The 23,651-nt window shown below is 49.2% G+C and carries 24 protein-coding genes; 14 read left to right on the top strand and 10 right to left on the bottom strand.

Going from position 1 to position 23,651, the window contains the following annotated elements; all coding sequences use genetic code 11:
* Positions 1-104: 104 nt before the first annotated feature.
* Positions 105-797, bottom strand: a complete 693-nt coding sequence (locus tag HMPREF3022_RS00820; protein ID WP_070764986.1) for a VIT1/CCC1 transporter family protein — start codon at positions 795-797, stop codon at positions 105-107.
* Between the two features lie 296 nt (positions 798-1,093).
* Between HMPREF3022_RS00820 and HMPREF3022_RS11675 the strand changes: the two genes are divergently transcribed.
* From HMPREF3022_RS11675 to HMPREF3022_RS00805, 4 genes are all read left to right on the top strand, one after another.
* Positions 1,094-1,240 (top strand): hypothetical protein, encoded by a 147-nt coding sequence (locus HMPREF3022_RS11675; protein ID WP_049322342.1) that lies wholly within the window; start codon positions 1,094-1,096, stop codon positions 1,238-1,240.
* Positions 1,241-1,431: 191 nt separating this feature from the next.
* A complete protein-coding gene (locus HMPREF3022_RS00815; RefSeq protein WP_070764985.1) occupies positions 1,432-1,632 on the top strand; it encodes a hypothetical protein in 201 nt (66 codons plus the stop codon).
* An 89-nt stretch (positions 1,633-1,721) separates the two neighbouring features.
* Positions 1,722-3,119, top strand: coding sequence for an aspartate ammonia-lyase (aspA, locus tag HMPREF3022_RS00810; RefSeq protein ID WP_070764984.1), 1,398 nt, complete (start codon positions 1,722-1,724; stop codon positions 3,117-3,119).
* Between the two features lie 236 nt (positions 3,120-3,355).
* Positions 3,356-4,018: an NAD(P)H-dependent oxidoreductase gene (locus HMPREF3022_RS00805; protein ID WP_070764983.1), complete on the top strand. Its 663-nt coding sequence runs from the start codon at positions 3,356-3,358 to the stop codon at positions 4,016-4,018.
* Positions 4,019-4,198: 180 nt separating this feature from the next.
* Here HMPREF3022_RS00805 and HMPREF3022_RS00800 read toward each other — a convergent pair whose 3' ends face one another.
* Positions 4,199-6,400, bottom strand: a complete 2,202-nt coding sequence (locus HMPREF3022_RS00800; RefSeq protein WP_070764982.1) for a FepA family TonB-dependent siderophore receptor — start codon at positions 6,398-6,400, stop codon at positions 4,199-4,201.
* 231 nt (positions 6,401-6,631) lie between these two features.
* Positions 6,632-6,850 (bottom strand): HP1242/YdcH family protein, encoded by a 219-nt coding sequence (locus HMPREF3022_RS00795; protein ID WP_036491484.1) that lies wholly within the window; start codon positions 6,848-6,850, stop codon positions 6,632-6,634.
* A 221-nt stretch (positions 6,851-7,071) separates the two neighbouring features.
* Here HMPREF3022_RS00795 and HMPREF3022_RS00790 point away from each other — a divergent pair, with 221 nt between their 5' ends.
* Positions 7,072-7,443 (top strand): hypothetical protein, encoded by a 372-nt coding sequence (locus HMPREF3022_RS00790; RefSeq protein WP_070764981.1) that lies wholly within the window; start codon positions 7,072-7,074, stop codon positions 7,441-7,443.
* A 133-nt stretch (positions 7,444-7,576) separates the two neighbouring features.
* Positions 7,577-8,827 carry a serine hydroxymethyltransferase gene (glyA, locus tag HMPREF3022_RS00785; protein WP_070764980.1) on the top strand — a complete coding sequence of 417 codons (1,251 nt, stop codon included), beginning with the start codon at positions 7,577-7,579 and terminating at the stop codon, positions 8,825-8,827.
* Between the two features lie 69 nt (positions 8,828-8,896).
* On the opposite strand, the gene HMPREF3022_RS00780 is transcribed toward glyA, so the two are convergent.
* The gene (locus HMPREF3022_RS00780) at positions 8,897-10,207 is read right to left on the bottom strand and encodes a sulfate adenylyltransferase subunit 1 (protein ID WP_070764979.1); all 1,311 of its coding nucleotides are present in this window, start codon (positions 10,205-10,207) and stop codon (positions 8,897-8,899) included.
* A gap of 129 nt (positions 10,208-10,336) precedes the next feature.
* Positions 10,337-11,251, bottom strand: a complete 915-nt coding sequence (gene yddG, locus HMPREF3022_RS00775) for an aromatic amino acid DMT transporter YddG (RefSeq protein WP_049332442.1) — start codon at positions 11,249-11,251, stop codon at positions 10,337-10,339.
* A 182-nt stretch (positions 11,252-11,433) separates the two neighbouring features.
* On the opposite strand from yddG, the gene HMPREF3022_RS00770 reads away from it, so the two are divergent.
* The 6 genes from HMPREF3022_RS00770 (at position 11,434) to HMPREF3022_RS00745 (ending at position 16,691) form a co-directional block, all read left to right on the top strand.
* On the top strand, positions 11,434-11,859 hold the full coding sequence (locus tag HMPREF3022_RS00770) for a MarR family winged helix-turn-helix transcriptional regulator (protein ID WP_070764978.1): 426 nt from the start codon (positions 11,434-11,436) through the stop codon (positions 11,857-11,859).
* An 11-nt stretch (positions 11,860-11,870) separates the two neighbouring features.
* Positions 11,871-12,740, top strand: coding sequence for an ABC transporter six-transmembrane domain-containing protein (locus tag HMPREF3022_RS00765; RefSeq protein ID WP_049332439.1), 870 nt, complete (start codon positions 11,871-11,873; stop codon positions 12,738-12,740).
* A gap of 27 nt (positions 12,741-12,767) precedes the next feature.
* Positions 12,768-13,091 carry a DMT family transporter gene (locus HMPREF3022_RS00760; RefSeq protein WP_003678624.1) on the top strand — a complete coding sequence of 108 codons (324 nt, stop codon included), beginning with the start codon at positions 12,768-12,770 and terminating at the stop codon, positions 13,089-13,091.
* Between the two features lie 190 nt (positions 13,092-13,281).
* The gene (locus HMPREF3022_RS00755; RefSeq protein ID WP_049332434.1) at positions 13,282-15,072 is read left to right on the top strand and encodes an assimilatory sulfite reductase (NADPH) flavoprotein subunit; all 1,791 of its coding nucleotides are present in this window, start codon (positions 13,282-13,284) and stop codon (positions 15,070-15,072) included.
* 449 nt (positions 15,073-15,521) lie between these two features.
* A complete protein-coding gene (locus HMPREF3022_RS00750; RefSeq protein ID WP_003685697.1) occupies positions 15,522-16,028 on the top strand; it encodes a hypothetical protein in 507 nt (168 codons plus the stop codon).
* Positions 16,029-16,118: 90 nt separating this feature from the next.
* On the top strand, positions 16,119-16,691 hold the full coding sequence (locus HMPREF3022_RS00745) for a membrane protein (RefSeq protein WP_049332431.1): 573 nt from the start codon (positions 16,119-16,121) through the stop codon (positions 16,689-16,691).
* 127 nt (positions 16,692-16,818) lie between these two features.
* Here the strand turns inward: HMPREF3022_RS00745 and cysI are convergent, their stop codons facing one another.
* Positions 16,819-18,576, bottom strand: a complete 1,758-nt coding sequence (cysI, locus tag HMPREF3022_RS00740; protein WP_070764977.1) for an assimilatory sulfite reductase (NADPH) hemoprotein subunit — start codon at positions 18,574-18,576, stop codon at positions 16,819-16,821.
* 296 nt (positions 18,577-18,872) lie between these two features.
* Here cysI and HMPREF3022_RS00735 point away from each other — a divergent pair, with 296 nt between their 5' ends.
* Entirely contained in the window at positions 18,873-19,499 is a 627-nt protein-coding gene (locus HMPREF3022_RS00735) for a hypothetical protein (RefSeq protein WP_070625727.1), read from the top strand.
* 202 nt (positions 19,500-19,701) lie between these two features.
* Here HMPREF3022_RS00735 and HMPREF3022_RS00730 read toward each other — a convergent pair whose 3' ends face one another.
* The 3 genes from HMPREF3022_RS00730 to HMPREF3022_RS00720 all read right to left on the bottom strand — a co-directional run bounded on the left by HMPREF3022_RS00730 (position 19,702) and on the right by HMPREF3022_RS00720 (position 21,574).
* Positions 19,702-20,235, bottom strand: coding sequence for an inorganic diphosphatase (locus HMPREF3022_RS00730; protein WP_070764976.1), 534 nt, complete (start codon positions 20,233-20,235; stop codon positions 19,702-19,704).
* A gap of 84 nt (positions 20,236-20,319) precedes the next feature.
* On the bottom strand, positions 20,320-20,784 hold the full coding sequence (gene nudB, locus HMPREF3022_RS00725; protein ID WP_070764975.1) for a dihydroneopterin triphosphate diphosphatase: 465 nt from the start codon (positions 20,782-20,784) through the stop codon (positions 20,320-20,322).
* Positions 20,785-20,920: 136 nt separating this feature from the next.
* Positions 20,921-21,574, bottom strand: coding sequence for a phosphoesterase (locus tag HMPREF3022_RS00720; RefSeq protein WP_070764974.1), 654 nt, complete (start codon positions 21,572-21,574; stop codon positions 20,921-20,923).
* Positions 21,575-21,660: 86 nt separating this feature from the next.
* On the opposite strand from HMPREF3022_RS00720, the gene HMPREF3022_RS00715 reads away from it, so the two are divergent.
* Positions 21,661-22,104 carry an RpiB/LacA/LacB family sugar-phosphate isomerase gene (locus HMPREF3022_RS00715; RefSeq protein ID WP_070764973.1) on the top strand — a complete coding sequence of 148 codons (444 nt, stop codon included), beginning with the start codon at positions 21,661-21,663 and terminating at the stop codon, positions 22,102-22,104.
* A gap of 32 nt (positions 22,105-22,136) precedes the next feature.
* Here HMPREF3022_RS00715 and HMPREF3022_RS00710 read toward each other — a convergent pair whose 3' ends face one another.
* A complete protein-coding gene (locus tag HMPREF3022_RS00710) occupies positions 22,137-23,615 on the bottom strand; it encodes an RNA ligase (RefSeq protein ID WP_070764972.1) in 1,479 nt (492 codons plus the stop codon).
* Positions 23,616-23,651: the final 36 nt, after the last annotated feature.

The following is a 23,651-nucleotide window of genomic DNA, read 5'->3' as shown; positions in this document are numbered from 1 at the left end:
ACAAGCACCATAGGCCGTCTGAAAATTTTTCAGACGGCCTTTAGCGATCAAATAGATTTTCAATTTTACTGGATACAGGTTTAAAAGAATATAAGGCCCTACATTCAGACGGCCACGCCTGCTATTTTTCCAATAAATCCGGTTATCACCAATGCCGCAACGCCCCATATGCACACGCGCAAAACGGCAGGAACGACAGGCGCGCCGCCGAGTTTGGCGGAGGCATAGCCCAGTCCGGCCAGTCCGCACAAAGTGGAAACTGCCAAGGCCGGAACAATGGCGGTAGAAGCTGTCAACGCGACCAGTAAAGGCAAAATCGCGCCGGCACAAAATGAAGCGGCAGAAGCCAGCGCAGCCTGCATGGGTTGGGCGGCAGAGGTTTCGGTAATGCCGATTTCGTCGCGCGCGTGGGCGGCGAGTGCATCGTGTTCCATCAAGGCTTTAGCCACCTCTGCGGCGAGCGGGTCGGACAAACCGCGGCGGCGGTAAATTTCCGTCAGCTCTTCCAACTCCGCATCAGGATTATTTGCCAATTCGTAGCGTTCTTTGTGCAAATCGGCTTTTTCCGTATCCGATTGGCTGGACACAGAAACATACTCCCCCGCCGCCATTGACACCGCACCCCCGATAAGCGCCGAAACGCCCGTCAACAGCAGGGTTTGGAAATCTGGCGCGGCAGCGGCTACGCCCGTCAACAGCGAGGCAGTGGAAATCAGGCCGTCATTGGCACCCAATACGCTTGCCCGAAGCCAGTTGTTGCGGTCGCTGAAATGGCGTTCGCTGTGGTGTGAATACATATATGCTCCGATAAATTGGCGTTTTCCAGATGATGATAACATTGTATTGTTTTTTGAAATCCATGTCAGTTTATCCCTTCAAATCAAGCATTCTTAAATCTTTCTGCTGCTATTTCAAACCATAAAACCAATATTCCTCTTTGGATTTTTCAGACGGCCTGAACGCTTTTACAAGCAAATTTATTGTTCCAAGTCATGGCATTATTACAAGACAGTTTTGTACTGCTTGGTTTATCGGCTTAAAGATGCTATCTTTATGAATCTTTCCACTCCCTAATCCATTGAAAGGATATATCATGGCTGAAGAAAACAAAATCAAAGTAAACGATTTGCCTGAAGATAAAAAAGAGCAAACCGAAGAAACCGAACTGCCCGTTGTCAACAACGAAGAAAAACGCGGCGGCCATGGCGAAGGCGGTTGCTGCGGCGCATGCGGCGGCTAATCTTCCCGACAAAGCCCCCAAGGCCGTCTGAAAAGTCTTACTTTTCAGACGGCCTTTTCTTTTCTAAACAATAACAGGTAAATGAATGAAAGGACGAAGTAAGGGAATTTAAACCTTGCCGTGTTTGTGCTACATTCATATCTTTACAAACCACAACAATCTGCACACGCAGACACACAAGGAAGAAAAAAATGTTTTGGTATATCGTTGGTTTTTTCGCCTTCATTGTTTCCCTGCTTTCCCTTTGGGTCAATGCCAGCGCATTCGGCATGGAAGAGGATGGTACGCCGCAATCCGAATATGAAAAAATGTTGGGCCTGGGCGCGAAGCTGAAAGATAAAGATACGGTTGCTAAGGAACGCGAAGCGGCACGTTTTCACCCTGACGATTAAGCCTTACCGACTGGACAATCTTGCCGAACTGGGCTAATGTTCCAAACGCATAACGCACACCAACACAACTATACGAGAAGGTAAGAGAAATGACTGTACGAATCGAACATGATTTATTGGGCGACCGCGAAATTCCCGCTGATGTTTATTGGGGTATCCACACGCTGCGCGCCATTGAAAACTTTAAAATTTCCACGCAAAAAATTTCCGACGTACCGCAATTTGTCCGCAGCATGGTCATGGTTAAAAAAGCCACTGCGCAAGCCAATGGCGCATTGGGTGCCATCAAGCCGGAAATCGCGGCCGCCATCGAAAAAGCCTGCGACGAAGTATTGATCAAAGGCCGCTGCCTCGACCAATTCCCATCCGACGTTTATCAAGGCGGCGCGGGTACTTCGGTCAATATGAACACAAACGAAGTCATTGCCAACCTTGCACTGGAAGTGTTGGGATACGAAAAAGGCCGCTACGACATCGTCAATCCAATGGACCATGTCAACGCCAGCCAATCTACCAACGACGCCTATCCTACCGGCTTCCGCCTTGCCGTGTATTACAGCATCGGCGAATTGCTCGACAAACTGGCTATCCTGAAAAACGCCTTTGCCGCCAAAGCCGAAGAGTTTAAAGACGTTTTGAAAATGGGCCGCACCCAGCTTCAAGACGCCGTGCCGATGACGGCCGGACAAGAATTTCAATCGTTCCAAGTGTTGTTGGAAGAAGAAATCCTCAACCTCGACCGCACCCGCTCCCTGCTGCTTGAAGTCAACCTCGGCGCCACCGCCATCGGTACGGGCGTGAATACACCCAAAGGCTATGCGGCTTTAGTCGTTGAGAAACTCTCCGAAGTCAGCGGTCTGCCTTGCAAACTGACTGAAAACCTGATTGAAGCGACCTCCGACTGCGGCGCATATGTGATGGTACACGGCGCATTGAAACGCACAGCCGTCAAACTGTCCAAAATCTGTAACGACTTGCGCCTACTCTCTTCCGGCCCGCGCGCCGGTTTGAAAGAAATCAATCTGCCTGAATTGCAGGCCGGTTCTTCCATCATGCCGGCCAAAGTCAATCCCGTGATTCCCGAAGTCGTCAACCAAGTCTGCTTCAAAGTCATCGGCAACGACACCACCATCACTTTCGCAGCCGAAGCAGGTCAGTTGCAGCTGAACGTCATGGAACCGGTCATCGCCCAATGTATGTTTGAAACCATTTCCCTCTTGGGTAACGCCGCGGTCAACCTGTCCGAAAAATGCGTCAAAGGCATTACGGTCAACCGCGAAATCTGCGAACGCTACGTTTTCAACTCCATCGGTTTGGTCACTTATCTGAATCCGTACATCGGCCACCACAACGGCGATTTGGTCGGCAAAATCTGCGCCCAAACCGGCAAAGGCGTGCGCGAAGTCGTACTGGAGCGCGGCCTGTTGAGCGAAGAAGAACTCAACCGCATCCTCTCACCAGAAAACCTGATGAATCCGCACCTGTAATCAAGGTTTGAAATCAAAGGCCGTCTGAAACTTCACTTTTAAAATTTCAGACGGCCTTTTCACATTCATATTGATACTTAATCGATTTTTTCTGCGAAGTTCAAAATTAAAAGATAGCCTAACCGCAGGGTTTGATTTAACATGGTGCTGCCCTATCCTGTTTCCTCCACCAATTCACGCAAACCGGATATTGGCAAAACGGTCAAAGTAACATCTTCATTTATTAGGAAAAACCAATGAGTAAAATTACACGCGAACAAATGCTGCAAGTATTCGAAAATCGCTGCTCCACCCGTTATTACGATCCCGACAAAAAAATCAGCCAAGAAGATTTTGCAGCGATTTTAGAATTTGCCCGCCTCTCGCCCAGCTCTGTCGGCTCCGAGCCATGGAAATTTTTGGTTATCCAGAACAAAGCATTGAGAGAAAAGCTCAAACCTTTCAGCTGGGGTATGCAATCGCAACTGGACGACTGCAGCCATCTGGTGATTATCCTTGCCAAGAAAAATGCCCGTTACGATACCCCGTTCTTCCGCAGCGTTGCCGAACGCAGGGGCTTGCAAGGCGAGCAGCTGGAGAAAGCTTTGGCAAGATACAAAAGCTTCCAAGAAACCAACATTAAAATTGCCAACGACCAACGCGCACTCTTTGACTGGAGCAGCAAGCAAACCTATATTGCTTTGGCCAATATGCTCACAGGCGCAGCCGCCATCGGCATCGATTCCTGCCCAATCGAAGGCTTCAACTACGACAAAATGAACGAAGTATTGGCAGCAGAAGGCCTGTTTGATGCCAACGAATGGGGCGTATCCGTAGCGGCAACATTCGGCTATCGTGCCAAAGAAATTACCAAAAAAGCACGCAAACCAATTGAAGAAATGGTAACTTGGGTTGAATAAGCGGTTTGGATTTTCAGGGCGGCCCATGCCGCCCTTTTATTTTTTTCTAAAAGAGAAGCAAATTCCGTAACAACAAAGACTGCTAAAAATCCAAATAAAAAGGCCGTCTGAAACCCTATGTCAGAAATCCTAGATTTCATTTCACAACGTTTCAGACGGCCTTGTTTAATACGCTACTGCTTAAAACGATACTTTCAAACTGCCGTAGAAAGCACGGCCATGTTCGTTGTATGTTTGTGCGCCGGCAGTTGTGCGGTACAGTTTTTTATTGAACAGGTTGCTGACACCGCCACGGACGGCCACGCGTTTGTTCCAGTTGTAGCCGGCATTGATGCCCCAAATACCGTAAGAGCCGACTTGGGTTTGGTTATGTTCGGAAGTCAAAGGAGTAACCCCTGCACGCAGATTACCATCTCGTTCCAGTCTATTAATCGCCACGCCACGCGGTTTAGTACGGCCGTAGTGGGTAAAGGTCAAGTTGGCATCAAAACGTTCGTTTGGTGTCCAAGACAGCGTGCTGTTAATGGTGTGTTTCGGCACCAAAGACAATGGATTGCCTTGATAATCTTCGGATTTGTGCATATAAGTGAAATTGTTGCTCCACTTAAGTGTGTCATGCAACGGAATCACCAAGTTGCCTTCGATACCCGAAATAGTCGCTTTCGGCGTATTTTCCCATTGCAAAAGCCAGTTGCCGATATTGCTGGTGGCAATGATATTTTCACCAATCACGATTTTGTTGCGGTACGCGTTGTGGAAATAGGTTGCAGAAGCCTGCCAGCCGTTTTTATTGAACTCAAGACCAATCTCTTTATTAATACTGGTTTCGGGTTTCAAATTATTATTACCCATGTAGTAGCAACGGACACTGCCCGGCGCATCAATCGGACAGCCTTGACCGCGCGTGTACAGGATAAAGTCAGGATTGGTTTGATACAGATTTGGCGCTTTATACGCACGGGCAATACCGCCTTTGACCAACCAGTTTTCGCCGATTTGATGCGAGAAGTTCAACGCCGGACTCCAGTTGCTGCCGCTGTCACTGTTGTGGTCGAAACGGATGGCCGGAATCAGATGGGTTTTGTCGGTCAACGAAATATTGTCTTCAACGTAAGCTGCCCAGTTGCGTTGCGATGCCTTGCCGCCGCGTACTGCTGAAATACCGTCAAACACATCAGTTTTACCTTGGTCTTTAAATCCCTGACTATTGGAAGCAGGATCATCCAGCTTACTGTCAGTAAATTCTGCGCCGACCGTCAATACATTATCGACACCGAGTTTGAACGGAATATTCGCTTCGCTGCTGAAACGCAGGTTTTTCAAACGGCTTTGAACAAAATCCAAGCCTGTATAGCTGCCTTCAGGACCACCGGCCAAACCTTCAGGCAAGTGGCTGTTGACTGTACGCTCATAACTGATCACGTTTTTGGTATCACCCCATTCCCATGCGCCGTCATGCGTTAAAGAATAAGCGGAACGATATAAGCGGGCAGTTTCGGCTTTGCCGTCAGCTAAAGAATTAACTAAAGCAGAACGTGGATTGCTGTTTTGCGTATCGCCGTTGTAGATATTGCCCTGACGGCTGTAGCTGCTGTCTAAAATCAATGTTTGCGCAGGGCTGATTTTCCATTGCAGACGGCCTGCAATGTCTTTATTGCGTACGCCTTCGACACCAGCCGCGCTGTCGTTGCCGTGTCCGGCATTGATATCGGCCGCATCTGCATCCGTTTTATTGAGGTTGCCGTAAATGCGGAAGCCCAAAGTATCTTGGATAATCGGGCCGCTCAAATTGAAGCCGATACGGCGGGTTGCGCCTTCTTTGCTGTCTTGCGGCTGATTGGCGTAAAGATTGACCTGGCCTTTAAATTCCTTAGACACTTTTTTGGTAACGATATTGACCACGCCGCCCATTGCGCCGGAGCCGTAACGCGTTGCCGCCGGACCGCGCAAAACGGTGATGGATTCAATTTCTTCAACCGGCACCCAGTTGCTGTCGCCGCGCGTATTGCGTTCACCGCGCATACTGATACGCTCGGATTGGCGCGAGTTTACAGGCTTGCCGTCAATCAGAATCAATGTGTTTTCAGGGCCCATACCGCGCAGGTCGATTTGGCGTTTGTTGCCACGCTGACCCGTCGCTGTATTGCCGGTCAGGTTGACGCCCGGCATGGTGCGGACAAATTCGGAAATATCGTTGACTGCCGGACGCTTGTCGATGTCGTCTTTTGAAATACGCGACACGCCCAGCGACTGTTGCAGTTGCTTCTCGGCAGTAACGTAAACGGTATCGACTTCAGCCTGTTCGGCAGCTTTCTCTTCAGCAGCGTGAGAGAATGCGCTGATTAATGCCAAAGGCAAAATGGCGAGTGTGAATGTTTTCATTGCATCGTTTCTCTTTAACTTTGTTTGTTAAAATCAAAATAAAAATTATTCAGGATTCTAAATAAACTTAACAGAGTTTTCAATGCAATTAAGAGTGATTTACAATTATTCGTTAAATTAAGCCAATAAAAATAACCAAATGCCTAATAATTAAAAAGGCCGTCTGAACCGGTATGAAAAGGAATCTGAGATTTCCATCATACCGTTCAGACGGCCTTATTCAAATTTTAATTATTTGCCTGCTGCTTTTTGCAAAAGGGCATACAATTCGTCTTTGAGTTTGAGTTTGGCTTTTTTCAGCTCCTCGATTTCTTCGGAGCCGCTGGTTACCACATTGTTAACCAAACCGGTAATTTTATCGTCCAGCTCGTTGTGCTCCTCAAACAAACGGGCAAAGTGTGCATCCTCTTGTTTCAGTTTAGAAATCAGATCGCGATATTCTGGAAACATTTTGTTTTCCTCTCTTGTTAATTAAATAAAAAAGTACTGCTGCCAAAAACTAGGACGAATCAATCTTTAGCTTCATTATAACAAACACGGGCGTTTTATCCAGTCTTTTTTAAGCCGAAACTGTTTTATGTCAAAATTAACAATATCACCATCAGCCATCGTCCCAATGGAAAGAAACGGGTTTATAGACGGTTTGCCGACTTGGGCATACAATCGGGCTTATGCGTTTACACAATGGCCGAACCACCCTATTCCGTCATATCAACGGCATGGACGGACAATTTATCCTGCTTGAAAACCATCCATCATGGATGCCGGTCAATGATGCCGATTTCAACCATGCCGCGCCCCTGCCCGACGGTTTGGCCGTGCACGAAGAATCGTTTTATCCATTTGAAAAAATAGATGCCGAATCGGCAGACAATATCAAAATCTTCAGCGAAGAAGCCCTACGGCTGGAGAAAGAGCGTTTAAATGCAGCGGCCATGGCCGAGCTGGCAAAAAATCTTCAAGCCGCCCAAGCCGAAGCCGATTTGGCCGCGCTTTTAGAAAAAATGGATTTTCATTTAAAACAAGATGATATTTTCAAATAAACCCTTCAATCTCAGGCCGTCTGAAACCAAACGCCTGATGAAATTGTTGACAATGTGAGAAAAATAGTTCATCTTGAACCAATCCGCAGTACTCCATCCCTTATTTTCAGCCCAACACAAAGGAACCGAGAACATGTTTTCAAAAAGCGTTACCCTCGCACAATATGACCCCGATCTGGCAGCCGCCATCGCCCAAGAAGACCAACGCCAGCAAGACCATGTCGAGCTGATTGCTTCAGAAAACTACGTCAGCTGCGCCGTAATGGAAGCCCAAGGTTCGCAATTGACCAACAAATACGCCGAAGGCTATCCGGGCAAACGCTACTACGGCGGCTGCGAATACGTTGATATTGTCGAACAATTGGCGATTGACCGCGCTAAAGAGTTGTTTGGCGCAGAATATGTCAACGTCCAACCACACTCCGGCTCGCAAGCCAACCAAGCCGTATATGCTTCTGTTTTAAAACCGGGCGACACCATTTTGGGCATGTCTCTGGCACATGGCGGCCACCTGACCCACGGTGCCAGCGTCAATATTTCCGGCAAACTCTACAACGCCATTACTTATGGTTTGGATGAAAACGAAGTTCTCGATTATGCCGAAGTCGAACGCTTGGCGCTTGAACACAAACCTAAAATGATTGTGGCCGGCGCATCTGCCTACGCGTTGCAAATCGACTGGGCAAAATTCCGCGAAATCGCCGATAAAGTCGGTGCCTACCTCTTTGTCGATATGGCGCACTATGCCGGCCTGATTGCCGGCGGCGAATATCCCAACCCTGTACCATTCTGCGACTTTGTGACCACCACTACCCACAAAACCCTGCGCGGCCCTCGCGGCGGCGTGATTTTGTGCCGTGACAATACCCACGAAAAAGCGTTGAATTCCGCCATCTTCCCAAGCCTGCAAGGCGGCCCGTTGATGCACGTTATCGCTGCCAAAGCCGTAGCGTTTAAAGAAGCGTTGCAACCCGAGTTCAAACAATACGCAAAACAAGTGAAAATCAATGCCGCAGCAATGGCGGAAGAGTTGGTCAAACGCGGTTTGCGCATCGTTTCCGGCCGTACCGAAAGCCACGTTTTCCTCGTTGACCTGCAACCGATGAAAATCACCGGCAAAGCCGCCGAAGCCGCTTTGGGCAAAGCACACATCACCGTCAACAAAAACGCCATCCCGAACGATCCGGAAAAACCATTTGTCACCTCCGGCATCCGCATCGGCTCCGCCGCCATGACCACACGCGGCTTTAACGAAGCCGACGCGCGCGTATTGGCGAACTTGGTTGCCGACGTATTGGCCAACCCTGAAGACGAAGCCAACCTCGCCAAAGTCCGCGAACAAGTGACTGCTTTGTGCAATAAATATCCGGTTTACGGCGCATAAGCATTTCCGACTTGGATAAAATAACAGGCCGTCTGAACAACAGACGGCCTTTTTTATTGCAACTTTCTTTTAAATTTCAAAACTGTTTGTTTCGCTGACTTTGCGTATCATGCCTGCCGCGACAGTATGGTTGGTGGCTTCGTCAATCAAAATAAACGCGCCTTGTGCATGGTTGTCTTCGTATGCGGCAGCGGCGAGCGGCTGCTGGGTTTTGAAGCTGACGCTGCCGATGTCGTTGAGCTTGAGCGTTTCGGCGGATTCGACCCGGCTGAGGGTATTGACGTCCCAAACGTAGGCAATTTCGCTGATTTTTACGGGCGTGGTTTGGGTCGTGTGTTTCAGCAAATATTTGCGGCGCAGATTGAGCGGAATATCGTCAAACCAGCAAAGCGCGGCTTGGAATTGTTGCTCGGGAACAATGGCGCTGTCGGCTGCAACAATGCTGTTGCCGCGTGAAATATCGATGTCCGTATCCAAAACGACGGTCAATACTTCCCCTGCTTCGGCAGATTCGGTTTTACCGTTGGCATTATAGATTTCGGCAACCTTGGCAACATGGCCGCTGGGCAGGACTTTGACTTCATCGCCCACTTTCAGACGGCCCGCCTCCAATCTGCCTTGATAACCGCGGAAGTCGTCGCTGCTGCTGCCGTCTTGGCGCGCCACGCGTTGTACGGGAAAATGCGCGGCTTGATCGGCGGCGTTTTGACGGTTGACGGGCAGGCTTTCGAGCAAAGGCAGAAGCGGCAAACCTTGATACCACGGGGTTTGGCTGCTGGCATTGACGATATTGTCGCCTTTTAAGGCGCTGATGGGCAGGAAGTGGATTTGTGCTTGGAGGCCGATTTGCTCCGCCAGTTTGCGATAGGCCTCGGTAATGGCTTGATATTTGGCTTCGTCAAAATTTAGCAGGTCGAGTTTGTTAACGGCGACGATGATGTTGGGGCAGCCCAAAAGTTTCAGAATTGCGCTGTGGCGTTTGGTTTGCGGTAGGAGGACAGGCTCGCTGCCTGAAAAATCGACGCGTGTGGCATCAACCAAAATAATGGCGGCATCGGCAGTTGATGCGCCGGTGACCATATTACGCGTGTATTGCTCATGTCCCGGCGTATCGGCAATGATGAATTTGCGTTTGAGCGTGGCAAAATAACGGTAGGCCACGTCAATGGTAATGCCTTGTTCGCGCTCGGCGGCAAGGCCGTCTGTCAGGCTGGCAAAATCAGGCGTTTCGCCGTTTTCGGCAGCGCGGTTGAGCTTGTCGAGTTGGTCGGTCAGTAAGGTTTTGCTGTCGTAGAGCAGGCGGCCGATGAGGGTGGATTTGCCGTCATCGACACTGCCGGCGGTAATGAAGCGTAAAAGCGGAGCGGAAGCTGCGGTCATGATTCTTTCCCATTTCTCGTGATTTCTCAAACTGACTGCTACTTTAAACAGGCCGTCTGAAAATGGGAAAGAATGTTTGGTTGTTAAAAAAGCTGTTTTCGTTATATCGCGAAGCTATGGGATATTGCTTCACGCCATCTGTTTTTTCCGGGTCGCCAACCAACACACAATCGACCCTAAGCACACCATCCCCGCACCCTGCCAAAACGTCATGGACAAAGGCGCGCTGATCAAAAACGATGATACTACCGCAGACAATACCGGAATGAAATAAGATGCGCCTGCCAATACAGTCAGATTACCGCGCGAAATACCGATATTCCACACTGCATAGCCCAAGCCCATACAAGACGCGGCGGCAACGGCATAGCCGAGCGATACGGAATCAAAACTCAACGTATCCGCGCCGCTGAGAAAATACTCTATCCACAACAGTATCGACACCAGCATAAAGAAAAAGCCCACGCTGCTTCCTTCTGCCTTCACGCGCGCCGTCAGCGTGCAATATGCCGCCCAAAAAAGTGCATCGGCCAATGCCATCAGATAACCGGCAGGATTGGTGCGAACATTGTGATAAATCCCCGAAAGCGACAATCCGCCGTCGCCGCCCAATACCGTGGCAATCCCGAAAAACGACAATACAAAGCCTATGCCTATCCACCATTTTGCCGGCTGCCCGTTGAAACAGACTGCGCCTAAAATAGTAAACGTCGGCCACAAATAATTGACCATGCCGATCTCAACCGTCTGTCTCGCGTTTTGCGCAAAACCGACCGAGAGCGACAAACACAGTTCGCAACCGACAAAAAAAATGCTCGCCCAAAGCAAATAGCCGCGGTTGTAATTACGCAAATGCGGCCTGCCGAAAATCAACCAAATCAATACGGTGGACAGGGTGTACATCATTGCCGCGCCGCCCACTGCCCCCATATGCAGGCTCAAAGAGCGTATCAGAGAAATGACAAAGCTCCACAAAGCAACGGCAAGCAACCCGATGGCAGTGGCTTGTTTGGAGGAGATGTTTTGAGATAAGAAATGAATCATGGCGTATGTGCTGAAGATGGTTTTATTAGGTTTATCGTAGTTTGAATATATTGTTTCTACATTAATTATTTTAACGGTTTCAAGGCCGTCTGAAAATGATTGTTTCAGACGGCCCTCTATTTGTAATTAGTCCTAAACATGACTATAATCCGCATCCAATTAGTCAATATTGAGACCAATTTATGAATCAGCTCAACCAACTCGGCATGCGTATCAGCCATATAGACAGCGCATTTGACCAATGGATTAAACAGCAAAACACCAACTACAATACCTTCGCCGTTCTCTATACCTTAGCCACCGAAGGCAGCCGCACTCAAAAATATATAGGTGAAGAATGGAGCCTGCCCAAGCAAACCGTTTCCCGCACATGCAAAACGCTGGCGGAACAAGGCTTGCTGACATTTCACGAAAGCGAACAAGACAAACACGAACGCTTATTGTCGTTGACCGAGCAAGGAAAAAAATCCGCCGCACCATTGGTGCAAAACATGCAGGAATTCAGCAAACGAATTTTTACCGCCTTCGGTGAAAAACGTGCAGCCCGACTGTTTGCCGATTTGGACGCGTTGGCCGAATTAATGGCACAAACCCTCAATACTAAATAAGGAGGGCAACCATGTGGAAAATGCTGAAACACATCGGCAAAACACACCGCCGCACACTCATCACAACCTTCTCTCTCGTCGGCTTGGATAACCTGCTCTTGCTGGTATATCCCGTATTTGGCGGCTGGGCGATTAATGCCGTTATGGAAGGCAAAGTCTGGCAGGCAATGTTGTATGGTGTGGTGGTTTTATTGATGTGGATAATTGGAGCCGCCCGCAGGATAGCCGATACGCGCACATTTACCCAGATCTATACTGAGATAGCCGTCCCGGTCGTCTTGGAACAGCGCAAACGAGAAGTACCGCATTCCGCCATTACCGCACGCGTTGCCCTATCGCGCGAGTTTGTCAGTTTTTTTGAAGAACACCTGCCCATCGCTGCTACTTCGCTGGTCTCCATCTTCGGTGCATGTATGATGTTGCTGATATTGGAATTTTGGGTGGGCGTATTGGCTGTCGCGATACTTGCCCTGTTTTTATGGTTGCTGCCGCGTTTTGCCGCCATCAGCGAAAACCTATATTTCCATTTAAACAATCGGTTTGAACGCGACAACCACCTTATCCGCGACGGTAACGAGCATCAGCTCTACCGCCACTACGGCTGGGTTGCCAAACTACGCGTGCTGATTTCCAACCGCGAAGCCTTAAGCTATCTCAGTATCGGCATAGCGATGAGCGTATTGTTCGGCTTCGCCTTTATACACATGACACTTAAAGGCTATGGCAGCGCCGGCCATATCTATTCCGTCAGCACTTATTTATGGATGTTTGCAATGAGCTTGGACGACGTACCGCGCTTGGTCGAACAATACTCCAATCTAAAAGACATCGGACAACGCGTTGAACTCTCGGAAGAAAACAATCTTTCCAAGGCCGTCTGAAACCTTAACACACTATCAGGACATATTATGAGTTGGTTTTATTTAATCTTAGCCGGTATGCTGGAAATCGGCTGGCCATTGGGCTTAAAGCTGGCACAACAAGAAGGCTACCGCTGGCATGGCTTTGCCGCCGCACTTGCCTGCATCGTCGGCAGCGGATACTTCCTTTACCTTGCCCAAAAAAGTATTCCGATGGGTACAGCCTACGCCGTCTGGACAGGCATAGGCGCGGCAGGAGCGTTTTTGGTAGGCGTTGTATTTTTCAACGATGCCGCCAATATCGGCCGCTGGCTCGGCGCATTTCTCATCATTTCCGGCGTCGTAGTGATGAAACTCTCCAGCGGAAACTGAAAATCTCGTTTCTATTCAATCCAAGGCCGTCTGAACAGGTATGCTCAGACGGCCTAATACCTTCCCGAATATAACGAAATCATCTTAAATTAAAACCAAGCATTCTTTCCTTTTTTCAGACGGCCTGTTTAAAGTTGCGACTGTCCATTATTCAAACAATCGGTTATAGCCGTCCAACAAAGGAATCCAAATGAGCCAAGCCAATCCGCTTCCACCCGAACTCTCCGTCCAACTCTCAACCCTATCCCCCACCCAACTTGCCTGGCTCTCCGGCTATTGCTGGGCGCAAAGCCAAGGCGTATCCGGTGTAGCAGCCGAACCATCTGCCCTGCAAGCAGCCGCCTCGACAGCCAGCCGCCGCGTATTAGTCCTCTCCGCCTCACAAACCGGCAATGCCCGCAGCGTTGCCGAATCCTTACACGCCAAACTTCAAGCCGCCGGCGTAGAAGCCCGCCTCAGCAGCGCAGGCGATTTCAAAAGCAAAACCCTGCCCGACGAAGACATCGTGCTTTTAGTTACCTCCACCCAAGGCGAAGGCGAACCGCCCGAAGAAGCCCTGCCCCTGTACAAATTCATCTACGGCAAAAAGAAACCTGATCTCAGCAAACTCACCTTTGCCGTCTTGGGTCTTGGTGATTCCTCCTATCCCAACTTCTGCCAAGCAGGCAAAGACTTTGATGCCAAATTTGCTGAACTGGGCGCAGGCCGTCTGAACGACTTGGGCATTTGCGACTTAGAATTCCAAGCCGATGCCGACGCATGGATTGCCGCCGTCGTACCCAAAGTAGCCGAATTGTCTGCCCAAGCAGCAAGCCCAAGTACAACCGCTGCATCAAACGCCCCAGCCACACCAAGCAGCGGCACAGTCTACACCAAAGAAAAACCCTACACAGCCACCCTATCCGTGCGCCAAAAAATCACCTCGCGTGATGCAGAAAAAGACGTCGAACACATCGAAATCGACCTCAGCGGCTCAGGTTTGCATTATCAGGCAGGCGACGCGCTCGGCGTATGGCCGCTTAATGCCGCCGACCTCGTCCAAGAAATCCTCGACCTCAACCAACTGAGTGGCAACGAAACCATCCAACTTTCAGACGGCCGCGAAACCGATATCCGAACAGCCTTGACCGAATCCGCAGATATTACCCAAAACACACCCGCCTTCGTCCAACAATACGCCGAATTAACAAACAACGAAGAACTCAAAACCATAGCTGCAGATAAAGCCCAACTAGACGCCTACCTCGCCGCCACACCGCCCGTCGGCGTATTCGCAGCCTATCCGCACCCACTGGACGCACAAACCCTATACAGTCTTTTCCGCCCACAAACCCCGCGTCTCTACTCCATCGCCTCCGCACAAGACGAAGTCGGCGAAGAAGTCCACCTCACCATCGGCGTTGTCCGTTTCGACCACCACGACCACACCTACACCGGCGCAGCATCCGGCTACTTGGGCGAACGCCTCGAAGAAGGCAGCGAAGTCCGCGTCTTTGTCGAACCCAACCCCAACTTCCGCCTGCCGCAAAACGGCGATACACCCATCATCATGATCGGCGCAGGTACAGGCGTCGCCCCCTTCCGCTCCTTCATGCAACAACGCGCCGCCAATGGCGACAGCGGCAAAAACTGGCTCTTCTTCGGCAACCAACGCCTGGCCGACGACTTCCTCTACCAACTCGAATGGAACGAATGGCGCAAAGACGGCCTCCTCACCCGCGCCGACCTTGCATGGAGCCGGCAAGGCGAACACAAAGTCTATGTCCAACACAAAATCGCCGAACGCGCCGCCGAAGTTTGGAACTGGCTGCAACAAGGCGCACACATCTACGTCTGCGGCGACGCTACACGCATGGCACGCGATGTCGAAAACGCCCTGATCGAAGTCATCGAAACCCAGGGCAAACTCAGCCGTGACGAAGCCGAAGACTACCTCAACGACCTGCGCGAAGACAAACGCTACCAACGCGACGTTTATTGATTGGATAAACAAAAATAAAGGCCGTCTGAAAGCTAAATTTCAGACGGCCTTTTTAAAGAGCCTGCTCGGATTGTTATCAATTTACCCGGTTTTGCATTATAATTGTGCAAATTTGACTCACTCGAAAGAAAATAAATTGGAAGGATTACAACAACTTGTAGATTTATTGGTGGGTTTTATCGATTGGATATTGAAATTACTGGCATTCTTGTTTTAAACTACGTTCCATTCTTTTATACATTAAAGACGTATTTTCATCATGCAAACCGCGCAATACTCTGCTACTTTCTTCTATTGGTACCACACAAACGTGCGGTACTTTTTTGCGCTTGTCTGAAACAGACCAAATTGAAAATACGCAAATTAGAGCCGCCTCATTTGAGCGGCTTTTTTTATACCCACCATGGCCGCTTAAATCCACCCATTTTTAAGAAATAAGGAATACAGCCATGACTGCCTCAACTAAAATCCACAGCCAAACCCAAATGTTACACACCTGCCGCATGGTCGTTGACAGCAACAGCCACCACAGCATGCTCAACATGCACACTTTGCCCGATTCACCTGACAGCCTCATCAGCGAAGCCCTGATTCCGCAAGTGCGCACCATCGCGACTTTGATTGCCGCAGAGCGCCACGACTTCAATCAAAGCAGCCCCAACGTTTTTACTGATGAAGCGGATTTCTTCGCAGCTCGTATTTTGGTTTTGGGCGTACGCCGTTTCCATTTAGATATTACCCTGCTGCCTATGCTCAAAACCGCCAACAAACGCGCCGAAGCTTTCGCCAAACGCCATCACATGCCCTTCTCTCCCGCTGAAATGCAAATGTCCCTACACACCCGCCGCCCTGCCAACCTGCTGATTATCGAAACCGAACACGAAATGCCTGCACTGGGCAATCTGGCTGCCAACAGCCGTGCATTTGCAGCGCAACTTTCCAATATTATTTTGTAAAACCACTTGAAAAACAGGGAAATGGTTTAATATTAGGCAAACACACTCCGCCGAAATCTCGGCAAAGACAAACTTCTCTCAGGAAAAACAATGAAAAAACTGATTGCCTTAGCCGCCCTTTCCACTTTTGCCCTCGCTGCCTGCAAAGACAATACCCAAGCGCAGCTTGAGCAGCAGCAAAAACAAATCGAAGCATTGCAACAACAGTTGGCACAACAAAACGGCCAACAAGAAGACAATACGGTTTACCAGCTCACGCCTGAAGCCGTGAAAGACACCATTCCTGCCGAGGCACAAGCCAACGGCAATAACGGCCAACCGGTAACCGGTACAGACGGCCAACAATATATCTACGACCAATCCACCGGCAGCTGGCTGCTGCAAAGCTTGGTGGGCGCGGCAGCCGGTGCATTTATCGGCAACGCATTGGCGAACAAATTCACACAAGCGCGCAATCAAAACAGCCCGATTGCACGTCAAGCCCGTGCCAACTATTATCAAACCGCACGTCCAAACGGACGCACCAGCCAACAGCTGAATACGCGCACCCTGCGTGCCCAGCAACAAAACGCTCAACAGCAACAGCGTTACCGCGAAACCGCGCGTCAGCCTTCCAACTACCGCCGCCCAAGTATGGGTCGGGGCTTTGGCCGCCGTCGCTGATTCGGTTTATATTCCATCTTTGATATAAATACGCACAATATAAAAGGCCGTCTGAAAATATGATTTTCAGACGGCCTTTGGTTTTCTCTATTTTCTTATTGTAGACTTGCGGATCTGTCTGTATGCGTTATGCCCAGAAATCTCGAGGTGCGTCCAATACGGGTTTGACGATACCGGTGCGGACGGCAAAATCGCCGAAGCCTTCATCATCGAGTCGGTTTTTCGCCCAATCGGCCACCCAGCCTTCGACAATTTCAAGGATTTCAGGTTCGGTAATATTTTCTTTAAACAGGCGCGGGATGCGGGTGCCTTCGCGGTTGCCGCCTGCGTAAAGGTTGTAGCGGCCGACGGCTTTGCCGACCAAACCGATTTCCGCCAGCATGGCGCGGCCGCAACCATTCGGGCAACCGGTTACGCGCAAAACGATGTATTCGTCTTCCAAGCCGTATTTGGCGAACATTTCGTCGATTTTATCGGAGAATGTCGGCAGGAAGCGTTCGGCCTCCGCCATCGCCAGCGGGCAAGTCGGCAAGGCAACGCAGGCCATGGAGTTTTCACGCTGGATGGTAATCGATTTGCTGATAAGGCCATGATCTTTAGCGATTTTATCAATCGTGTCTTTCAATTCGGGCGGTACATTGGCAACTACCAGATTTTGATTGGCCGTCAGACGGAAGTCGCCGGGATGGATTTTGGCAATTTCACGCACGCCGGTTTTCAAAGGTCTGCCGGGATAATCGAGCAGGCGGCCGTTTTCAATAAACAAAGTCAAATGCCAGTTGCCTTCATGTCCTTGTACCCAGCCGATATGGTCGCCGCGGTGGGTGAATTCGTAAGGGCGGATGGATTCAAATTTAATGCCCATGCGCCTTTCGACTTCTTCTTTGAACACATCCACGCCGACGCGTTGCAGCGTATAGCGTGTACGAGCTGCTTTGCGGTCGCTGCGGTTACCCCAGTCGCGCTGGGTGCTGACGACGGCTTCGGCGGCATTGAGGGTGTATTCCAGCGGAACGAAACCGAATTCATAGGAAATATTGGGATAAGTTTTGGTATTGCCGTGTTCGCTGGATAAACCGCCGCCGACCAATACATTGAAACCCACCAACTTGCCGTTTTCTGCAATCGCCACAAAACCCAAGTCGTTGGAATGAATGTCCACATCGTTATCAGGCGGAATCACAACGGCGGTTTTGAATTTGCGCGGCAGATAGGTTTTACCCAAAATCGGCTCTACGTCGTCGGCAATTTCTTTATTGCGCGGCTCGGTCGGCTCGGTTGTAAACACTTTTTCACCGTCCAGCCATACATCGGCATATGCCATGGTGCGCGGCAGAAGGTGCATACTGATGCGCGCCGCCCATTCATAGGCTTCTTGATGCAACGTGCTTTGCACAGGATTGCTGGTACACAACACATTGCGGTTGACATCGCTGGCTGTGGCAATGGAATCCAAACCAAGTTTGTGCAATGCCTGATGTGCCTGTTTTAAATCGGTTTTCAGAATACCGTGGTATTGGAAGGTTTGACGGTTGGTCAGGCGGATAGAGCCGTAAATCGTATTTTCACCGGCAAATTTGTCGATACCCAGCCACTGCTTCGGCGTAATGATGCCGCCGGGCAAACGGCAACGCAACATCATGTTTTTTAAGGGTTCAAGTTTTTGTTCGGTACGCTCGGCACGGATATCACGGTTGTCCTGTTCGTACATGCCATGGAAACGGATAAGTTGAAAGTTGTCGGCAGTAAAGCCGCCGGTAAAATCGTCTTTCAACTCCTCCTTAATCGTACCGTGCAGATAATCGCTGCGCTCTTTCAAGGCTTCGTTGCCGGACAAAGGTGTCTCAGGCAGCTTGGCGCGTGGGTCAGTTGTGGTAGCAGTCATTGAAGCACTCCTTATTTTTGGTATAGGCGTTACTTTAATGAGGCCGTCTGAAAATGAGAAAGAATGGTTTGTTTGTTTTAAAGACGATTTTGTTATATTGGCAAAATATCGCACTAACTTATAGACAATTTGAATTTACTATATTTATGTTCTGACTGATGAACGTTGGCAGATCAGAAATAAACTAAATCGATGGCTTACATCATTAGCCTGCGTCAAGCCCGATTTTAATTAAATCCACTATAATCCATTATCTTCCACGGACTTAAACCGTAAAAATACAGCAAGCAAACTTTATGCCTCACTCCCTTATACGCACCTTCGCACAAACCTTTGGTTTTCCCTATACAGAAACGTTGCAGGAACTGCCCCCACTGGAAGGTAACCGTCATCTACATTTGGGTGCATTAGCCGACTTCTACCGCCATATGGACGGCATATGGCATTCCGACAATCTACTTGCCAATTATTGGCTGGAGATGGAAACTCTGTTTTTACAATGGGTGACTTATCCCAAATTGCCCAACAGTTGGCACGATTGGGCCTTCGGCTGGGATAGGAAGACCAAGCAATATCTGCCTACACAAGGCTGGCGTGAAGAATGGGCGATATTTGGCATAATGTTTGACGATTCAATTCTTTTTGCTGATACCACCGCTCCCGGCAGTCCTGTTTATTGGTTGATAATAGGTTACGGTACAATAGAAAAACGCCGCCTTATCGCCCCTTCCGTAGCAATACTAATGCAAACCTTATTGGCAATTTATGATTTTGAGCGCGAATGGCGGAAAGCAGGCGGGGAGTTCTACGATGAAGAAAGCTGCGACATACCTCCAGAATTATATTCTGCTCTGCATGATTTACTACAACGGGAACTGCCACCAGAATGCGCGGCAGGATTTGAAAAAGCGTTTTGGGGCTGATGCTGTAATTGCAATCTAGAAAACCTATTCTCTAGCCGTCTGAAATTTCGGCTTTAGGGAACAATTATTTAAAATAATATGATTGATTCGTTTGAAATATCAGTTTGAAAATGCTTGAAGGATTGATAGGCTGCTGAGATATAAAAAGGCCGTCTGAAAATCTGATTTTCAGACGGCCTTGATATTGGATGGGGCAAACCGATTAGGCTTGTTTGTTCCAACGTTCGATAGATTCTTTGATGACTTGTTTCGCTTCTTCTACATCGCCCCAAGATTCAACTTTAGTGGTACCTGCTTTTTTCAGGTCTTTGTAGTGGTTGAAGTGGAACTCGATTTGTTTGATCAGTTGTTGCGGCAAATCGGCCAAAGTTTCGTAGGCATTGCCGTTGTTGCGGTCATCGGCTGGAACACAAACGATTTTGTCATCCACTTCGCCGTCGTCAACGAATTTCATCACGCCGATAACGCGTGCTTCCAGGAAAATACCGGTTGCTAAAGGCTGCTCGGTAACCAACAATACGTCCAATTCGTCGCCGTCTTCGTCCAAAGTTTGCGGAATGAAGCCGTAGTTGGTCGGTTTGGCGAAAATTGCCGGTTCAACGCGGTCGAGTTGGAAAGCGGCCAGTTTACGGTTCCATTCGATTTTGTGGTTGCTGCCTGCAGGGATTTCGTTGACAACGTTGATGATGCCGCCGTCCACGTCGCCTGGGGTCAGGATTTTATTGAAGTCTGCCATGATGGTTTCCTTTGATTTTAAAGAGAGTCAAACGGAGAAAGTATAGCAAACCCAAGGCCGTCTGAAAATGTGAAACTGTCGTATTCAGACGGCCTTTTTGGCATTCAGCCTTTTGACCAGTTCTAAAATTGCGCGTTTATTGGAAGGCGAAAACACTTTTTCTGCCGCTTCTTCCGCACTAAACCAACCGTAGGCAACGTGTTCGTCCGGTTGCAGGACGATAGGCGTATCGCGCGGAATTTGGGCGGAGAAGATGTGTTCGCGGTTTTCAAAAACGCCTTTGGGATAGCGATGGCGCCAGTGATGATAGATTTCATAAACGGTGCTGTCGTGCCAGTTTTCCAGCTGGCCGTCTGCAAGGCGGATACCCGTTTCTTCCCACACTTCGCGCCATGCAGTTTCTTCGATACGCTCGCCCTCTTCCAAGCTGCCGGTAACCGACTGCCAAAAACCTTGCGGCGCCGTGCGTTCAATCAGCAGGATATTGCCGTCTTTATCATGTAAAACAACCAAAGCGGAAACGGGATACTTCAAAGGCTTACCGCTCATGACTTGTCCTTGCCGGATTGATTGGGGAGGCTGATTTTTGTAGTAAGTAAGCCAAAAGGTTTTCCATGTATCACTCAAAAATGGGAAATTGATATTCAGACGGCCTTTGCCGTGAATCCGCAAAGGCCGTCTGAAATTATACCTGATTTAACTGCGCCAGTTTCCGGGACACCAGCTCTGCCGCCTCTTCCGGCGAATTGGCTTTCAACCCTGCTTCGCCAAAATACGAAATTTTAGGCAAATCACACAAAAACTTATCGACGTCTTGCGCCGTCAAAAAGCGGCCGTGCAAATCGAATCCGACATTTAAAGCACGCCCTTTGATTTCCGCCATCCTGTCATGCAAATGCCCGTACAAGTGATACCAGCCTTGATAACAGCCGTCCCATTCCTGAATCGGATAGTGAAAGAGAACCAGCGTATTCTTAATTTCCGGCAATTTGAGTTTCATATACGGCCGTATGGACGACAGCAGCGGATGGCCGTCATGCTTGGTTTGGCTGCGGAAAAAATCGGCATACTGCCGAATCACATGATCATGATTGCCGTAAATCAAGTGATGTTGCCCGTTTAAACGCGACAAAACGCGCTCTATCTGCTTATGGTCGTGGGCAAAGGAAAAATCTCCCAAGTTGTACACCGTATCTTCAGGCGTAACGGTTTCATTCCATGTCTGAATTAAAAATTCATCCATTTCTTCCACATTGTCGAACGGTCGAAATTGCGGGCAGAATTTGGCGATGTTTTTATGTGAAAAATGTAGGTCTGATGTAAAGTAGGTTTTGCTCATGCCGTGCTCTCTGCGTTGCAAGCTTGAATCGTATCACGCGCGGGCGTATGCTGAGGAATGTTTATTGTATGCTTCAAGGAGTTCGTATGCGTTTGGTTATTGCCGCGCCGGCCAACGGCGCAATATTGAAGGACGCGCTCAAAGCGCATCTGCAAAACGACCCGCGCGTCAGCAGCTTGGTCGATTTATCCTCGCCCGAAGGAACCTATCCGCAACTCTCGTTTGCCGCGGCCGAAGAAGTCGCGGCAGGACGCACTGACCGTGCGCTGTTGATTTGCGGTACCGGCGTGGGCACGGCAATCGCCGCCAATAAGGTGCGCGGCATACGGGCGGCAACGGCGCATGATTTACTCACCCTCCGCGGATCGGTGGAAAACTATGATGCACAGGTTTTATGTATGGGGCAAAACGTCATTGCTGCTCCGGCCGCTTGGGCATTGGTCGATATCTGGTTGGATTTGCGCCACGACACAAGTAGCGGCTATGCGCCTAAGGTTGGCGAAATCGAAGCGTATGAGCGCGGAAAATAAATACGCATTGCCCCATATATTTTCAGACGGCCTTACAACTGCTTCAAAAACGCCTGAATAAACGCGATTTTATCCAATTCCGGCATAGCATTGAACGCTTCCTGATGCTCGTGGATGTAGTCGATTAAAGGATAAAATTCTTCATCAACATGGCGTTTATCGAGTTTACGTCCGATATTGCCCTCGTTACTTCGTCCTAAAAACTTGGAAATCAGGTAATACGGCGATTTGAGTTTGAACAGCATTTCGCCGTTTTGTGCATCAAATACCATAAAGCCTTCGTGTTCCACGTTTTTCAGACGGCCTTTCAGCTCCCCGAACGTGATGTTTTTCAGCGTTTCGGGGCGGCGGATGCCGTATTGTTTGCCGATTTCGTCCAATTCCGATTCAGAAAATTGACGGCCGGTCGCTACGTCAATGCAGCCGATTAAGGTTTCGCCCAATTCTTCGCGGATGATGTGTACGTCTTTCGCGTCTGTGATTTCAAACAAAAAAGTATGGTTCGGATAAGTGCGGAACAGGGTTTCGTATTGTGTGCAATGTGCGGCGGTCATGTCGGCAAACGCGCTATCAAGCGAACCGGTGGTCGAATACAGCACTTTTCTGTCAAACGCCGCGCCTTTGGACGGGTGGTCGTCTGAAAGCGAGATGAAAGTGCAGCAGCCGAGGAAGCCGTTTACTTTTACCACCGCATCCACCAATCGCTCGTCGCTGATTCTGATCGGATAGCGGCTGCCTTTGGCGATACGTTCCGAATAATTGAACACTTTTTTAAACGGGCGCACGATGATGCGGTTGTGCGCGTCGATAATCAAACCGCGCATTTCCAGCAGCGCATCGTCGAAGCGGTTGTCGTAGAACACGCTGCGGGCGTATTTCAACACGCGCAATTCGGGATAACGCTTGGATGCTTTGGCAGTAAAGTTACGGCTGCCGTGTTGCAGATAGTGATCGGTCACAAAGGTTTGCTGCGCCTCATCAAACACCAGCGGCTTATGCTCGACAGCCTGCATCTGTTCGATTTTTTCTAACTGCTCCGCATTTGCCGGCTGTACGGCCTCGATGTGGATTTCGTTTGCCACACGGTTTTGGTTCAACTTGATATACGCCGCCAACACGTCATGCTCTTTTACGCCGTGTAGGTTGGGATAGAAATTGTGTAGTCGATAAACTTCTGTTTCAAAACCGCTTTTCTCCGCCTGATCCAATAAATGACGGCAACGCGAAGCTTTTTGGTTGGTATTGGAATTAATGATCAGAATATTTCGATTCGGATTTTGACGTCCAAGTCTCAAGGTTTCAGTCATCAAGGTATTACCGCGTTTTTGCGCCTTATCCACCGCTTCGCCCGACCAACGATACTCACCGTATTCATCGGTAATAAACAAATCGTTTTCAATACGGACCACTTCCGCATCCAGATACTGCGCTTTAAATTCGGCGGCTTTTTGTTCGGCAAACGTCGATTTTCCCGAACCTTGATGACCGCGGATTAAGATAAATTTTTGCATTTTGTTTCCTTATTCTTTTTTACAGCGTGTCCTGAA

Source organism: Neisseria sp. HMSC065C04 (assembly GCF_001815375.1).
Classification (GTDB): domain Bacteria; phylum Pseudomonadota; class Gammaproteobacteria; order Burkholderiales; family Neisseriaceae; genus Neisseria; species Neisseria flavescens_D.
The sequence above is the reverse complement of the archived record's forward strand: the minus strand, read 5'-3'. Positions and strand labels throughout refer to the sequence as shown.

What these genes read in the sequence shown, in the direction of transcription:
- HMPREF3022_RS00820 (WP_070764986.1), bottom strand. Translation starts at nt 797, where the DNA reads ATGTATTCACACCACAGCGAACGCCATTTCAGCGACCGCAACAACTGG.
- HMPREF3022_RS11675 (WP_049322342.1), top strand. Translation starts at nt 1,094, where the DNA reads ATGGCTGAAGAAAACAAAATCAAAGTAAACGATTTGCCTGAAGATAAA.
- HMPREF3022_RS00815 (WP_070764985.1), top strand. Translation starts at nt 1,432, where the DNA reads ATGTTTTGGTATATCGTTGGTTTTTTCGCCTTCATTGTTTCCCTGCTT.
- aspA (WP_070764984.1), top strand. Translation starts at nt 1,722, where the DNA reads ATGACTGTACGAATCGAACATGATTTATTGGGCGACCGCGAAATTCCC.
- HMPREF3022_RS00805 (WP_070764983.1), top strand. Translation starts at nt 3,356, where the DNA reads ATGAGTAAAATTACACGCGAACAAATGCTGCAAGTATTCGAAAATCGC.
- HMPREF3022_RS00800 (WP_070764982.1), bottom strand. Translation starts at nt 6,400, where the DNA reads ATGAAAACATTCACACTCGCCATTTTGCCTTTGGCATTAATCAGCGCA.
- HMPREF3022_RS00795 (WP_036491484.1), bottom strand. Translation starts at nt 6,850, where the DNA reads ATGTTTCCAGAATATCGCGATCTGATTTCTAAACTGAAACAAGAGGAT.
- HMPREF3022_RS00790 (WP_070764981.1), top strand. Translation starts at nt 7,072, where the DNA reads ATGCGTTTACACAATGGCCGAACCACCCTATTCCGTCATATCAACGGC.
- glyA (WP_070764980.1), top strand. Translation starts at nt 7,577, where the DNA reads ATGTTTTCAAAAAGCGTTACCCTCGCACAATATGACCCCGATCTGGCA.
- HMPREF3022_RS00780 (WP_070764979.1), bottom strand. Translation starts at nt 10,207, where the DNA reads ATGACCGCAGCTTCCGCTCCGCTTTTACGCTTCATTACCGCCGGCAGT.
- yddG (WP_049332442.1), bottom strand. Translation starts at nt 11,251, where the DNA reads ATGATTCATTTCTTATCTCAAAACATCTCCTCCAAACAAGCCACTGCC.
- HMPREF3022_RS00770 (WP_070764978.1), top strand. Translation starts at nt 11,434, where the DNA reads ATGAATCAGCTCAACCAACTCGGCATGCGTATCAGCCATATAGACAGC.
- HMPREF3022_RS00765 (WP_049332439.1), top strand. Translation starts at nt 11,871, where the DNA reads ATGTGGAAAATGCTGAAACACATCGGCAAAACACACCGCCGCACACTC.
- HMPREF3022_RS00760 (WP_003678624.1), top strand. Translation starts at nt 12,768, where the DNA reads ATGAGTTGGTTTTATTTAATCTTAGCCGGTATGCTGGAAATCGGCTGG.
- HMPREF3022_RS00755 (WP_049332434.1), top strand. Translation starts at nt 13,282, where the DNA reads ATGAGCCAAGCCAATCCGCTTCCACCCGAACTCTCCGTCCAACTCTCA.
- HMPREF3022_RS00750 (WP_003685697.1), top strand. Translation starts at nt 15,522, where the DNA reads ATGACTGCCTCAACTAAAATCCACAGCCAAACCCAAATGTTACACACC.
- HMPREF3022_RS00745 (WP_049332431.1), top strand. Translation starts at nt 16,119, where the DNA reads ATGAAAAAACTGATTGCCTTAGCCGCCCTTTCCACTTTTGCCCTCGCT.
- cysI (WP_070764977.1), bottom strand. Translation starts at nt 18,576, where the DNA reads ATGACTGCTACCACAACTGACCCACGCGCCAAGCTGCCTGAGACACCT.
- HMPREF3022_RS00735 (WP_070625727.1), top strand. Translation starts at nt 18,873, where the DNA reads ATGCCTCACTCCCTTATACGCACCTTCGCACAAACCTTTGGTTTTCCC.
- HMPREF3022_RS00730 (WP_070764976.1), bottom strand. Translation starts at nt 20,235, where the DNA reads ATGGCAGACTTCAATAAAATCCTGACCCCAGGCGACGTGGACGGCGGC.
- nudB (WP_070764975.1), bottom strand. Translation starts at nt 20,784, where the DNA reads ATGAGCGGTAAGCCTTTGAAGTATCCCGTTTCCGCTTTGGTTGTTTTA.
- HMPREF3022_RS00720 (WP_070764974.1), bottom strand. Translation starts at nt 21,574, where the DNA reads ATGAGCAAAACCTACTTTACATCAGACCTACATTTTTCACATAAAAAC.
- HMPREF3022_RS00715 (WP_070764973.1), top strand. Translation starts at nt 21,661, where the DNA reads ATGCGTTTGGTTATTGCCGCGCCGGCCAACGGCGCAATATTGAAGGAC.
- HMPREF3022_RS00710 (WP_070764972.1), bottom strand. Translation starts at nt 23,615, where the DNA reads ATGCAAAAATTTATCTTAATCCGCGGTCATCAAGGTTCGGGAAAATCG.